Source organism: Cohnella soli, assembly GCF_042655525.1.
In the GTDB taxonomy this organism is placed as follows: Bacteria; Bacillota; Bacilli; order Paenibacillales; family Paenibacillaceae; genus Cohnella; species Cohnella soli.
Genome location: NZ_JBHSMI010000005.1, coordinates 1 through 13,940, shown reverse-complemented (window position 1 = coordinate 13,940; position 13,940 = coordinate 1). Strand labels below are relative to the sequence as shown.

The window sequence follows — 13,940 nt, the reverse complement described above, 5'->3', positions numbered from 1 at the left end:
TTATTTGGAGGCTGTCATGGTCCCTACTTTTTATAGCCAATGGCGGCATGTCTTTAAGCTGGATCCCGACCGGGCCATCGACGACGCGACGCTTGATGCGGTGTGCATGTCGGGGACGGACGCGATTCTCGTCGGCGGTTCGAGCGGCGTAACTTTCGATAATACGGTCGATTTGATGAGTCGGATTCGCCGGTACGAGGTGCCGTGCGCGTTCGAGCTGTCCGATCCTTCTTGCGGCGTGCCGGGCTTTGATGGTTATTTTATCCCAAGCGTGCTGAACACGCCGAAAACAGAATGGTTAATCGGTCACCATGCCGAAGCGATTCGCGATTTCGGGCACCTGATGCCCTGGGAGTCGATCGTCGGAGAAGCCTATCTTGTGTTGAACTCCAACTCGACAGTTGCTCGGTTGACCGGAGCGAACGCGAACATTTCACCCGATGAAGCGATCGCTTACGCCCAAGTTGCGGACAGGTTGTGGCATATGCCCGTACTGTACGTGGAGTATAGCGGCACATTCGGCGACATGGCGCTGTTGAAGCGTATCAAGCAAGGGCTGAAGCAGGCCCATCTCATCTACGGCGGCGGCATAGACGGTCCGGACAAGGCGGCGTTGGCCGCGGAGTCGGCCGATACGGTCGTCGTCGGCAACGTCATATACGATAATCCGAACGCGGCGCTGGCAACGGTTGAAGCCGTGCTTCGTTCGGCGGCAAAGGAGCAAGCAAATGTTTTTTGAACGCGATAACGACAACGTCGTCGACATTGACTCGGCCATCGAAAGATTAAACCCGCGGCAGAAGGAAGCTGCGATTACGACGCAAGGCCCGCTGCTCATTATGGCTGGCGCCGGAAGCGGCAAAACCCGGGTGCTGACGCACCGCATCGCTTATATCATCGCCAAGCGACTGGCTGCGCCATGGAGCATTCTAGCTATCACCTTTACGAACAAAGCGGCACGAGAGATGCAGGAACGCGTCTCCAAGCTGGTCGGCCCATCGGGCAAAGACATTTGGGTAAGCACGTTCCACTCCATGTGCGTGCGTATTTTGCGCAAAGATATCGAGAGAATCGGTTTCGGCTCCAACTTCAGTATTCTCGACTCGACGGATCAACTGAGCGTTATTCGCAACGTGATGAAAGACAACAATATCGACTCGAAGAAGTTCGAGCCGAAGGGTGTCCAAGCGGCGATCAGCGCGGCGAAGAACGAACTGATATCTCCGGCGCAGTATGAGCAGCAGCAGGGGGATTATTTTCAGAACATCGTGGCCAAAGTGTATGCACAGTATCAGAAACGCCTTAAAGCGAACAACTCGCTCGATTTTGACGATTTGCTGCTGATGACGATCCAATTGTTCAAAGACGTTCCGGAAGTGCTCGATTTTTATCAGAACAAATTCAAATACATTCACGTCGACGAATACCAGGATACGAATAAAGCGCAGTACACTCTCTGCAAGCTGATGGCGAGCAAACACCATAACATCTGCGTCGTCGGCGACAGCGATCAATCGATCTACCGCTGGCGCGGTGCGGACATTACGAACATTTTGAACTTCGAGGCGGATTACCCCGAGGCGAAGAGCATTTTGCTCGAGCAGAATTACCGTTCGACATCGAACATTCTGGACGCGGCGAATGCGGTGATCAAGAACAATACGGGCCGCAAAGCGAAAAACCTGTGGACGGATCAAGATGGCGGCGACAAAATCACGGTGTACCAGGGCGAGACGGAGCACGAGGAAGGCTACTTCATCGCCGGCGAAATCCGCAAAAACCGTCAGAGCGCGAAGCGGTATGGCGATCACGCGATTTTGTACCGGACGAACGCGATGTCACGGGTCGTCGAGGAAGTGCTTATCAAGTCGGAGATACCGTATCAGATCGTAGGCGGCATCAAGTTCTACGATCGTAAAGAGATCAAGGATATTCTCTCGTATCTTCGGCTTATCAACAATCCGGATGACGATAACAGTCTCGACCGTATCATTAACGTTCCGAAGCGCGGGCTCGGCGACACATCGATGGCGAAAGTGCACGAGGAGGCTAACCGCAAAGGCGTATCCGTGCTTCGCCTGCTGAATGAAGGAGACGGACTGCTCGGTGACGGTCTCTATCATCTCGATATCCAGACTCGCGCGAAGACGGCGTTGTCCGAGTTCCGTGACTTGATCCGCAATTTGAGTGCGATGGTCGAATACTTGTCGGTTACCGAACTGACGGAGAAGCTGCTCGAGATGTCCGGTTATCGGCTCGAATTACAGGCGGAGAACACGCTTGAGTCCAAATCCCGGCTGGAAAATATCGAGGAATTCCTGTCGGTTACGCAAGAGTTCGAGAAACGTAATGAGGACAAGTCGCTTACATCGTTCCTGACCGAGCTTGCGCTCGTTGCGGACATTGATTCGATGGACGATGAGGAAGAAAGCAATGACGCCGTCGTTCTGATGACGATGCACAGCGCCAAAGGACTGGAGTTCCCGGTTGTCTTCATCGTCGGCATGGAGGAAGGCATCTTTCCGAGCAGTCGTTCGTTGGCGGAGCAGGACGAGCTTGAAGAAGAGCGCAGACTGGCTTACGTCGGCATCACGCGCGCCGAGAAGAAACTCCTCCTCACTTCGGCTCGTACGAGACTGCTGTACGGGCGGACGAGCATGAACCCGCCTTCTCGTTTTCTCGAGGAGATTCCTTCGGCGCTGATAGAGATTTCCTCTCCGGGAGGCGGCGGCCGTGCGGGGGGCGGTTCCTACGGCGGAAGGTCTTTCGGAGGAAGCTCTTACGGTAGTGGAGGAGGAGGCTACGGCTCACGTTCTTCCTCGAGCTTCGGCGCCAGACCATCCGCATCCGCGCCGGGTTCCGAAGGAACAGGCGGGGGGCTCGCACCGTCCGGTTTCGGCGCCCGTCCGACGATTGCCCCAGCCAATCGTCCCCAAGTCGTTCCGCCTCAAGCTCCATCCGCAGCGAAACCGGCCGGAGACGGCATGGCGATCGTTGCGGGGGATAAAGTTCAACACGCCAAATGGGGTATCGGGACAGTTGTCTCCGTCAAGGGGACGGGCAACGATACGGAGCTTCAAATCGCGTTTCCAGCGCCGACCGGCGTGAAGCGATTGCTCGCGTCTTTCGCCCCGGTGACGAAAATTTGATCGTTGCGGCACGTTAGCGACAACACCAGAGAGGCTTCAGCACCTATAGGACGCTGAAGCCCCTTTGGTTTATGGGAGGAATGTTTGCTTAACGAGTCCTTTTCCGTCGACGGACACTTCGATCTCCGCATACGCGCCATTAATGAAAGTCATCTGCGGAGGAACGTGCCCGCAGTCGATGTCAAAGACGATCGGCACATTTAGCTCACGAGCCAAATCTTCGTATACATCGATTTCGGCGTAGTCGTCAAACGGGCGATTCGCGCCGCTGCGTCCGAACAGGATGCCAGAACAGCCGTCGAACCAGCCCGCCAGCCGCATCTGCACGAGAGAGCGGCGCAAGTCCACCGCGTTCAGATCGCAGTTTTCCAAGTACCAGACGATTGCGGAGCCTTCGGTATGCTTACGCCGAAATGTCGCAACGTCGCCGTACGGCGTACCGATCAGATGGCGAATGACGTCAACGCATCCGCCGAGCAGCCTGCCTTGGAACGTCGTGGGGCCGCCTGAGACGGTTTTCCATTCCGTCGGCTCATTCAGGTGAAATACGCACGGAGAAGGTTTGTCATGGGTCCATTCTTTCTGGTAGAACGGGGAGGAACGTTGCTCGAAGCTTCGGCCGCTGGGCGTCGAGAGCGCCGCGTGCCAAGCTGCCGTTGTTTCATCCGAGTATTCCCCACGCACGTCGGCCAAATTCGTGCCGTGTGCGGTTGCAATGCCTGTTCGCAGCGTGATCGAGAGCAGCAGCACACTAACATCGGAGTAACCGAGCACCCACTTCACCGGGAAGGTATCGAAATCCAGATGCTCGAGAATTTCTACCAACAGTTCGCCTCCCCACGGAGGGAAAATGAGCCCGACCGCATTGTCCCGCAGTAAGTCGGTCAGTTCAAGCGCCCTAACGTTTGCAGGCGCCGATTTCGCCTTATTTTGCAGCCATGGCGTCTTGCCGATTCGCATCTTAAATCCTTCGCGCGTCATCCGTTCGCTGGCTTGTTGCAGTAAGAAATGCAACTCGACAGGGATTCCGGACGAGGGAGCGGTGACGCCTATCGTCGTGCCGGGTGTGAATCGTGGATACTGGATCATATGCCAATCTCCTTCCATCGAGTGCAGGCCAAGTATGACGCTTATTATAGAACGAATTGTCTTGATTTGACAGCGCCTAGGCGCTCAAATAGACTATTGGAAAAGCCGATATTTCACTTTGAAAAAAGCGAGGTTGCCCATGACACTTACGAACGCCCCGGAGCGGATGCGAAAGCTCGTCGCCGAGCTTAACGAGCATGGTCATCGATATTATACCGAAGATAAACCGACGATCAGCGATAAGGAGTACGATGCGCTGTACGATGAACTAGTTACTCTGGAGCAATCCAGCGGAATCGTGCTTCCATCCTCCCCTACGCGCAGAGTTGGAGGAGGGCTCTTGAAAGGTTTCGAGCCGCACCGGCATTTGGCGCGACTATGGAGCTTGGACAAGGCGCAGAACCTTGAGGATTTGAACGCGTGGGCGGCCCGTGTGAACCGCTTGATCGCTGACTACAATACACGCAATCCCGAACAGCCGCTTCCGAACCCGGAATACGTGCTGGAGCTGAAGTTCGACGGACTGTCGCTGAACTTGACGTATAGCGGCGGGGAGTTAACGCAGGCGTCCACTCGGGGCAACGGGGAAGTCGGTGAAGGTATTCTCGCGCAGGCCCGCACCATCCGTACGATCCCTCTGCAGATCGGATTCGAAGGTGGAACAGTTGAAGTGCAGGGCGAAGGCTTTATGCGATTGTCCGTCCTTGAGGCATACAATAAGACGGCGGCAGAGCCGCTGAAGAACGCTCGTAACGGAGCGGCCGGCGCGCTACGCAACCTGGACCCGAAACTGACGGCTGCCCGGCGATTAGATGCGTTTTTCTACAACGTCGGTTACTCGAACGGCGTCACGTTCGCTAACCATCGCGATATGATTGCTTTTTTGAAAGAGAATCGTTTCCCGGTCAACCCGTATACGGTCTACTTCTCCACAATCGAAGACTTGGCGGCGGAGCTCGACAACGTCGTGGCCGGCCGTTCGGAGCACGACTATCTCATCGACGGAGCGGTCGTTAAGCTAACGGATATGCGTACGCGGGAAGTTCTCGGATATACGGACAAGTTTCCGCGTTGGGCGGTAGCTTTTAAGTTCGAAGCCGAGGAGACGACGACCGTGCTGGAGTCCGTCTCTTGGGAAGTTGGCCGCACGGGGAAAATAACGCCGCTCGCTCGAGTAGAAGCGGTGGAATTGGCCGGCGTTACCGTTCAGAACTGCACGCTTAATAACATCGGGGACATTGAGCGGAAAAATCTAATGAACGCCCTCGGAACAAGAGTGTTTATTCGCCGATCGAATGATGTGATTCCAGAAATTCTCGGTAAAGCGGACGATGAAGAAGGCGGAGCAATCGACGTCCCGACTGTTTGTCCAGGCTGCGGTTCTCCGCTGGAGATGCGCGGTGCGCACTTGTTCTGCAACAACCGGTTTGGCTGCAAAGAGCAATTGATCGGTCGCATTACCCACTTTGCGTCGCGGGACTGCATGGATATCGAGACGTTCAGTGGCAAAACAGCGGCGCAATTGTATGATGAGCTCGAGGTTCGCGATCCGGCTGATCTGTATGCTCTCGCGTTCGACGATCTCGTCAAGCTCGAGCGTTTTGGGGAGAAGAAGGCGGAGAACCTGTTGGCGGCGTTGGAGAAATCGAAGTCCCGCGAGCTTGCTCAATTCTTGAATGCGCTCGGCATCCCGAATACGGGCAAGGCGACGGCCAAAGTGCTTGCCGATCACTTCGGCGATCTGGATCGTCTAATGTTAGCCGAGACAGAAGAGCTGATAGGCTTACCGGACGTCGGCGGCATCGTTGCCGAAAGTATTTACTCGTTCTTCCGCGATCCGGCTATGCGTGAGAGCATCGATAAGATGCGGGCGCTTGGCGTCAAGGCGGAGGCCAGCCGTCCGGCTTCCGCTTCCGCAGATGCGAATCACCCGTTGTTCGGCAAAACAGTCGTGCTCACCGGTACGCTCTCCCTCATGTCGCGGGATGAAGCGGCGAAGAAACTGGAAGCACTCGGCGCCAAAGTGTCGGGCAGCGTCTCCAAAAAAACCGATCTCGTCATTGCAGGCGAGAGCGCCGGCAGCAAGCTGACGAAGGCGCGTGATCTCGGCATTCAAGTGCTCGAGGACGAGCAGGAGCTTCTTCGTCTACTCGGCGAAGAGGTGTGAACTCCTCCGTCATTGTGATTGCAAGGCGAATCCCCTCCTTCGGTGGATTCGCCTTCTTCATGATCCAATCATCGCTACATAATTATATGCTGAACTACAAATATAAGCTTAGAACGAATATATGAATGGAAAAATAATGTAACTTCTTTATCCTCCTGTCGTCTAATGGATATCGTTACATGATTCGCGAGATGCGTTTGGAGGTTAACGAATGAACGGGAAAACGATCGGTACGGTGGCAGCAGTGTTCATCTGGCTTGCGGCGGTGACTTCGTCTTGTACGGGAGATTCGTCTTCATCGGAGATGAGGGGGCCGAAGACGGTTTCGACGACAACACCTCCTTCGGCATCGACAAGCGGGATCGACACGGCTAAGCCGTCGGCGATTGCTATAGAGACGACTTCGCCTTACATGAACGGCAAGCTGAGCGTAGAGGCTGTGGAGGGTTTTTATGCAGCGGGGCTCTTGTCACAGGAAGCGGCGAGGATCGTGTTCGGAACAGAGTACGAACTCGAAGCGTCTTTCCTGTACTCTGGCTCGGATTGGACGCAGCCAGAAGTTTGGGTGTACACCGATCCTAATATCGGTGCAAGCTTGAAGTTATTCTGGTCGGTCGAGGATCGAAGCCTGCTATACTCCATTTTCTATTATCAAGACTCTTCAGGCGTTAAGCGAAGTTTCGTGCCCGCCACGGGAGCGCTTAAAGCTTATGATTCGAAGGATCACTCGTTCCAGGACCGTGTCGGCCTCCGGATCGGGGCACAGATCAAAGTGTCCGCCAGTTCGCCGGGCTTCGATCTCGTCTGGCATACGGTGCCGATTTTCTCTTATGTGGCCATCCCTGGGAGATCGCTCACCCTCAAAGCATTTACGGACACCTTCGCTCAAATCGACGATGACGGTATGACTTCGTGGATGCCGATGTGGTACTTAACGAAGGAATGGGCCAAAGCAAAACCGATCGGGCCGCTGGAATTGACCTTTCGTCAATCCGTTGCCGGTCTCTGGTTTCCGGATGCGGCCGCGGAATCGGCTTCATTCGCAACGGGCGAGAAGGCGACTGCGCTATACGAATACGGGGATTGGTACGGCGTCGCTAAGCAAACGTATCGTTCAGGAGATTCGCCGACGTCGTTAGTGTGGATCCGCAAGGAGGATACCGACAGGGGAGAGAAGAGCGAACCTCTCTATAATAAGGGAGCTAATTTCTCTTTCCGACGGATCGCTTCCGTCGCGATCGCTGAACTGCGGAAAGGGCAATCCCAGTCCAGGGTGGAGGCGCTATTCGGTAAACCTAGATTCGTAGAATCGTCCGAGAACGTTGAAGAACCCGGCAAGCTTAAGACGCAGGAAGTATGGCGGTACGAGAACGCATCGACCGAACTGACGATTACTTGGACGGATGACCGGCAAGTGACCGGATACCGGTTGCGGGGCAAATCGGCTGGCGAAGATTTCGGAGTGAACTACCGGCATTCGGATGATGAGCCGACGCGCGTGCAAACCCGTTGGGCAGTCGAGGCAGATAGACCGGTAGTTCCTTCTGTAATGCAACGATTCGAATGGCGGATTCAAACCGATCTTCCCTATAACTTTTTGGTAGGCAAGGCGGAAGAAACGTTGATCGTCGCAGGTGAGGACGGCGGCTTCAGCGGTATGCATGAAACGTCCCAGCTGTATGGCATCGACCGCCGTACAGGGAAGCGGTTATGGAAACATGATTTTGGCCACGACATTCACCTCTACGCGGTATCGGAGAAGGAACGGACGATCGTCTTTTACGAACCGGGCGACAGCGTCAGTACCGGCAACGGTGCTTATCGTTTACGAGCGATAAGCACGGATACGGGAAAGCAGATTTGGATAAAGGAATTGGCGGCCGGCGGGTTAGTATGGGATATGGGGTTAGCGGTTTCGGGCAACGTAGCCGCCTTCTCGTATACTGTGCAGAAAGACAAAGAGAACGAACAGTCCAAGACGACTTACGTCGACGCATGGAATATCCGCAGCGGTAAGAAACTCTGGAGCAAAGCATTCGAAGGCACGGGCGCGTTACTTTCGCAAAACGGCGGTATGCCGGTATTCGTGTTGCAGACGGGGTCGCTGGAGTCGTTGGATGCGAAGCTGACGGCGATGAACGCAGGCAACGGTTCGACGAAATGGACTGTTCGCGACCGCACCTCCATCGAGAATTGGGAGGAAATGTTAACCTTCGATAGACGGTTTCCGGGTCGGGAGCCGAGTGGTTATTGGACGAAGTCGAAAGACACCCTTTTCTTAGCGGACGCTTCGACGGGCAAGACGAAGTTGTCTATCCGGATCCCTTTCGATAGAGCGGTGCATGTTGATGTTGTCGACGATCGGTACTTGTTCGTGCAACGTTCGAATGACGGCCTGCCTTTGTACGATAGCAAAGACGTGACAAGCGCTCTGGTCGAGACGCGAACAGGTAAGGAGTTATGGATGGTAAAAGGAAAAGCGGATCGGGGAACGATCGATGGCTCTCGGATCGTTTTTCGACTGGACGGTATACTCGTTTCCGCGAACTTATCCGACGGCAAACAGCTTTGGAACGCCGGTTTTACCGCATTCGGGAGTATTGTTCCCTTCGCGGGAAGCTTTCTAGTTGCGGGTTGGCCGGACGTCTATCTCGTGAACGGCGTTAACGGCGTCGTAGAACATCGATTCGCGGACCAGGACGTCGGCTATTACGACGGCATGCCGAGCAGCCAAGTGCTCGGGAGCTTGACGGCGCTGGATGGGGCGTTGTATGTCGGATCGTCCAATGGCTTTTTCGGCAAAATCGGACCTAAAGGCGTACTTTAAGTGTAGCAGAGACGTTTATATTTTCCTTGAAGGGGTAATGAAGATTACCTATTATAGTAAATATAGACTAGGATCATTAAGCTGTCGGGGGATGCCACGATGCCGAAACATGCCGAACTGCGCAAAGAGTTAGAAGAATCGCGGAAGTCGAAGGGCCAGCCGGAAGCGGCAGGCGAAGTTTCGGACACGGCTCAATCCGAACAGGCTTCCGATAAGAAGTCGATTATGAAGAGATTAAAGGCGCAGGGGGCGGTGAGCGTCTTCCCGTTTCTTGGGGGCGGGGGCGAGGAAGAGGAGGCGCCAGAGACGGAAGCGACAGAACTGGCAACCGAAGAGCCGAAGGCGACGACCGAGGCCGCGAATACGGCGCCTGTACCGGAATCGGAAACTCCGGAATCCGAATCCGGCGAAGTCGAATCTACGGAAACCGGCACTGGGCAGGTCGATCAGTCATTCCATGATCGCGTAAAGAAAATGACCGATGCCGCCAACGATCCGAAGTGGTACGACCTCCCCCAACATATCGAGAACGCCCGGTATGGCAAGTGGGACCTGTCTCAGCAACGGGAACGCAGCGGCGGGCGGGCGCGAGATGTTTCTATGGAAGAAGACGTTCGAACAAACAAGATTGAGAACGAGATGAATCCGGGGTTGTTCGACGTAGGGCAAAAGGCTAAGAACGCCATCAATGACGTGACGAGCAATCCTGCACAGACCGCCGCAGGCATGGTCCCGGTCATCGGCAAAGGCATCAAACAGAAGATGGCGGAGAAAAACGATGTCAAAGAACGGGATTTGCTGAAAGGTATAGCGGCAACTACGACTAGCGATTCGATCAGGGAGAGTACCGCATCCCAAGCGAGTGCTGTCGGTACAAAGATCAACAACGACCGATTCAAAGCCGGAGTCGGCATGGTGACCGGTGTAGTCGGTGATCTCGTGCCTGGCGCGGGCAAGATTGGAAGCGCGGTCGGCGCCGTCGCGGGACTGGCTGCAGATCAGGTGAACAAGAAAGAAATCGCTCAAGTTCGAAGTTCCAGAGCAAGGGCCCAAGCCCGCAAGGATATGGGGAAAGCCGAATTCGGCGAATATGAGAACGTCGACGACTTCATGAACATGGAGAAGCAGCGTAAGGCGCTCGTTGCCGCAGGTAAAGGCGGCTCTGCCGCGAGCGCGTCGGCTCCGGCCGTCGATTCGGCGGAACAAGTGCAGCGGCTGACGGCGCATGCTCGAGGAGAGACCGCCCACCATAAGTTCTACAAGCAGCGGGCCAAGGAAGTAGAGAAGGAGCGGGCGGCTGCGGCTAAGCCGAAGGAGGAAGGGACGGGCGTGCTGTCCCGGATCAAAAATTTCTTCGGACGTTAAGCAGGAGGCAGATACAGCATGCATAAGGGGATTCCACTAACGATGCCGTCGTCACTGACGGCATCGCTTGCTTATCGGGACGACTGGGATTATGTCGCCGAAAGACTGGGATGGCTGGATTATCGTATTGCAATGAGGCTTCATATCCAGGAGACGTTGGAGCCATCGTCGGGTGGTTCGGATCGTTCCGCGTTCGAGACGAAGGCCTTGCAGGAACTGCTTGACGGCATTGAACAATATGAACGCCGATGGACCGCAAGGATGGAGGAGAGTACCAAGCGAGGGCATCGTCTCTCACTGCCGCACCTTGTCAACGTATTCGGTTTAAGTCCGCTGGAGGAAAAAATCATACTTGTCTGTCTGGCTCCCGAGTGCGACCGGAAATACGAATCGTTATTTGAATTGCTGCAGCCAGGTCCCGGGGGCAAGCAATTGACGCCGGATGTGATCGCGACAATCGTAAGTGACGACGCGGAGGAACGGCGCGAAGTCATTCGCGCGCTTCGGCCGGACGGGATGTTGCGACGGTTTTTCGTGAAAGCCGCCAGCTCCCCCAGAACCGGAACTTTGCTTGCCCAGCCGATATCGCTCGACGAAAGAGTCGTTCGGTTTGTTCTTGATGCCGAAGTCGGCTTGCCGGCAACTATGGCCGACTATACGATGCATGCCCGTCCAGCCGATGTACTTGAGCCGCTGCTTGGCAATCAAGACGTGCAAACGAAACTTAGGCGATGGCTTACGAATCGAAGCGTACGAACGGAAGCGGCCGCTGCGCCGATTATTCTTTCCCTATGGGGAGAGAAGGGCGTCGGCAAGAAGACGCATGTGCGTTATTTGGCCCGCTATTTCGACGAGCCGCTCCTCATCGTGGACATGGTGAAGTTGCTCCGTTCGGAGTCGAACGCGGAGAATGCGCTCCAGAACGTTTTTCGCGAAGCGACGATTAGCCAATCGATCCTCGTATTGGACCGTTTTCGCCCGGAGGATGGCGACAATCCGGCAATTGTGAACGCGGAACTGACACTGGACAAGCTTTCAGAGATGACGGGCATCGTCGTTCTGCTGTCGGATCGCCCATGTCGGACAATCGATCGCCGCAACCGGATTGACCTGGAGATCGAAATCGCGCCATTGCAGGATGAGGAAAGGACTGCCGCTTGGCGGACGTTGGCTGAGCCGTATGAGGTGGCTCCTGAACTCGACTGGGAGGCACTGGCAGCTCGGTTTCTTTTTACCCCCGGACAGATAGCTCAAACGTTTAAGTCTGCCGCCTCGCTCTCAGAGTGGAAATGGGGCGTAGAAGGGACTGCGCAGATCGGATGGACGGACATGATTGAAGCCGGTTACGGGCAACTTAACCATGGACTTGCCGCGAAGTCGAAGCGTCTGTCTCCGAAAAATCGTTGGGACGATCTCGTTCTCCCGGAAGCGCAAAAAGAAAAGTTACGTCACGCCTGCAATCATATTCAGTACAAGCACACCGTCTACGGTAACTGGGGATTCAACAAGAAGCTGAGCTACGGGACAGGAATCAGCCTTCTGTTCTCGGGGCCTCCGGGCACGGGTAAGACAATGGCTTCGGAGATTGTCGCGAAGGAACTGGACATGGAGATTTACAAAATCGATCTGTCCCAGATCATCAGCAAGTACATCGGCGAGACGGAGAAAAATTTAAGCGAAATTTTTGACGAGGCACAGAAAAGTTACGCGGTGCTGTTCTTCGACGAAGCGGACGCCCTGTTCGGCAAACGTTCCGAGGTGAAGGACTCGCACGATAAGAACGCGAACACCGAAGTCGCTTATTTGCTACAGAAAATGGAAGAGTACCGAGGCATCTCGATTCTCGCCACGAACTACTTGCAGAACATGGACGAAGCGTTCCTCCGCCGCATCAACTACGTCATTCGGTTTCCATTCCCTGACGAGAAACAGCGCGAGGAGATATGGAAACATATTTATCCGGTTCAGACGCCTCTGGACCCGGACATCGATTACCCGTTCCTTGCCCGCAAGCTGCAGTTGGCGGGTGGCAGCATCAAGAATATCGCGCTGACTTCGGCGTTCCTTGCGAGCGGAGGTCGGGAGCGCGTGGGCATGAAGCACATTTTCAAAGCCTATCAATATGAGTTGGACAAAACGAACCGGGCTCTTACACGTGGGGAGCTTGGGGAATACGATTATTTGTATGAAGAATTGAATGATGGGCAGTGAGCTTTGGCTTACCGTTGATCTGCATCGGTAATGGATCAGTCGAGGATTTCTTGAACAAGCCGGCTATGCTCGGGACTGAGTGAAATGTAACCTCCGCTGGATTCTTTCACGATCTTGATGGAGGAGGGATCAGGCGCGCGAGTAACTGAGAATGTTTCGTACGAAGAAGGGCAGCCGTCGGTTACTTGAACCGAAGGGCTGCCCTTAGTGATCTGGAGGGAATTAGAAGATCCGTCTGCCGGCTCGAATTTGCTTAACCCAGAAGTAGACGGTGCAGCCGATGCAGTAGCCGAGCAACGCAATACTTGCGGCGAGTAACAGCATAGCCGCGAACACGTAACCTGCAATCTGCCAGCCGAGAACGAAAGAAAGAAGAGATAATGTAAGAAATAGAACAGCGAGCAGGTTATTAAAGCGAGTCAGTTCGAGCGCTTGCGTTTCCTGTCCAGGGTTTTTCAATACTGCTTTACCTATCCGTGCGAACAAGTTGAGCTTGCCATCGGTCGCAATACCGATGAGCTGAATCGCCCACAAGACAGCCAGCAGCCAAGGCAGATCAAGGAGGAGAGCAAGAAGAACGGTGATTACGATACCGGTTTGATTCGCTTTTACATATCTCATTGGCACTTCGCGCATTCGTATACACCCCAATGCTGATAAGTTTACTTAGAATTAATGTAATGGAACTACGAAGCGAAGGCAATAGGCAGATTTTGAGCCTGATAGAAACAGGAATATATTTCTAGTATAAAAAGGGGTTGCAATTCTATTTCAAGCTGTGGTATATTCTTTAAGTCGCCTCGAGCGGGGCGCTAAACGAAAGAAAACAAGCTATAAATTGTACTTTGAAAACTGAACATAGAGCGTAAGAAACAAAAGTAAGACCAGCAGTGAATGAGCCTCAAAAGGCTCTGTAATAAAGAAGCTTCGGCTTCAACTATTATGGAGAGTTTGATCCTGGCTCAGGACGAACGCTGGCGGCGTGCCTAATACATGCAAGTCGAGCGGATCTTGTTCGAGAGCTTGCTCTCGAACTTGGTTAGCGGCGGACGGGTGAGTAACACGTAGGCAACCTGCCCCTCAGATCGGGATAACATTCGGAAACGAATGCTAAGACCGGATACATCGCTTG

The 13,940-nt window shown here is 54.4% G+C and carries 8 protein-coding genes and 1 rRNA gene; 7 read left to right on the top strand and 2 right to left on the bottom strand.

The annotated features are described in order from the left end of the window. The first annotated feature begins 16 nt into the window (after window positions 1–16). Together pcrB and pcrA are read left to right on the top strand one after the other, a co-directional pair. A complete protein-coding gene (gene pcrB, locus ACFPOF_RS02870) occupies window positions 17–739 on the top strand; it encodes a heptaprenylglyceryl phosphate synthase (RefSeq protein WP_378129440.1) in 723 nt (240 codons plus the stop codon). Continuing rightward, window positions 729–3,149 (top strand): DNA helicase PcrA, encoded by a 2,421-nt coding sequence (gene pcrA, locus ACFPOF_RS02865; RefSeq protein WP_378129438.1) that lies wholly within the window; start codon window positions 729–731, stop codon window positions 3,147–3,149. The genes pcrB and pcrA overlap by 11 nt, the downstream gene beginning before the upstream one ends. Window positions 3,150–3,218: 69 nt before the next feature. Here the strand turns inward: pcrA and ACFPOF_RS02860 are convergent, their stop codons facing one another. Beyond that, the gene (locus ACFPOF_RS02860; RefSeq protein WP_378129436.1) at window positions 3,219–4,238 is read right to left on the bottom strand and encodes a S66 family peptidase; all 1,020 of its coding nucleotides are present in this window, start codon (window positions 4,236–4,238) and stop codon (window positions 3,219–3,221) included. 139 nt (window positions 4,239–4,377) lie between these two features. On the opposite strand from ACFPOF_RS02860, the gene ligA reads away from it, so the two are divergent. From ligA to ACFPOF_RS02840, 4 genes are all read left to right on the top strand, one after another. After that, entirely contained in the window at window positions 4,378–6,405 is a 2,028-nt protein-coding gene (gene ligA, locus ACFPOF_RS02855; protein WP_378129434.1) for an NAD-dependent DNA ligase LigA, read from the top strand. Window positions 6,406–6,616: 211 nt separating this feature from the next. Then, window positions 6,617–9,232 carry an outer membrane protein assembly factor BamB family protein gene (locus ACFPOF_RS02850; protein WP_378129433.1) on the top strand — a complete coding sequence of 872 codons (2,616 nt, stop codon included), beginning with the start codon at window positions 6,617–6,619 and terminating at the stop codon, window positions 9,230–9,232. Window positions 9,233–9,331: 99 nt separating this feature from the next. After that, a complete protein-coding gene (locus ACFPOF_RS02845) occupies window positions 9,332–10,597 on the top strand; it encodes a hypothetical protein (protein WP_378129431.1) in 1,266 nt (421 codons plus the stop codon). Window positions 10,598–10,615: 18 nt separating this feature from the next. After that, window positions 10,616–12,808: an AAA family ATPase gene (locus tag ACFPOF_RS02840; RefSeq protein WP_378129429.1), complete on the top strand. Its 2,193-nt coding sequence runs from the start codon at window positions 10,616–10,618 to the stop codon at window positions 12,806–12,808. Between the two features lie 222 nt (window positions 12,809–13,030). Here the strand turns inward: ACFPOF_RS02840 and ACFPOF_RS02835 are convergent, their stop codons facing one another. After that, window positions 13,031–13,444 (bottom strand): DUF4395 family protein, encoded by a 414-nt coding sequence (locus ACFPOF_RS02835; protein WP_378129427.1) that lies wholly within the window; start codon window positions 13,442–13,444, stop codon window positions 13,031–13,033. Window positions 13,445–13,747: 303 nt separating this feature from the next. Here ACFPOF_RS02835 and ACFPOF_RS02830 point away from each other — a divergent pair. After that, window positions 13,748–13,940 (top strand): 16S ribosomal RNA (locus ACFPOF_RS02830); the annotation flags it as partial.

Coding starts and splice junctions, on each gene's coding strand:
- ACFPOF_RS02840 (WP_378129429.1), top strand. CDS start 10,616: ATGCATAAGGGGATTCCACTAACGATGCCGTCGTCACTGACGGCATCG.
- pcrA (WP_378129438.1), top strand. CDS start 729: ATGTTTTTTGAACGCGATAACGACAACGTCGTCGACATTGACTCGGCC.
- ACFPOF_RS02845 (WP_378129431.1), top strand. CDS start 9,332: ATGCCGAAACATGCCGAACTGCGCAAAGAGTTAGAAGAATCGCGGAAG.
- pcrB (WP_378129440.1), top strand. CDS start 17: ATGGTCCCTACTTTTTATAGCCAATGGCGGCATGTCTTTAAGCTGGAT.
- ACFPOF_RS02860 (WP_378129436.1), bottom strand. CDS start 4,238: ATGATCCAGTATCCACGATTCACACCCGGCACGACGATAGGCGTCACC.
- ACFPOF_RS02850 (WP_378129433.1), top strand. CDS start 6,617: ATGAACGGGAAAACGATCGGTACGGTGGCAGCAGTGTTCATCTGGCTT.
- ligA (WP_378129434.1), top strand. CDS start 4,378: ATGACACTTACGAACGCCCCGGAGCGGATGCGAAAGCTCGTCGCCGAG.
- ACFPOF_RS02835 (WP_378129427.1), bottom strand. CDS start 13,444: ATGCGCGAAGTGCCAATGAGATATGTAAAAGCGAATCAAACCGGTATC.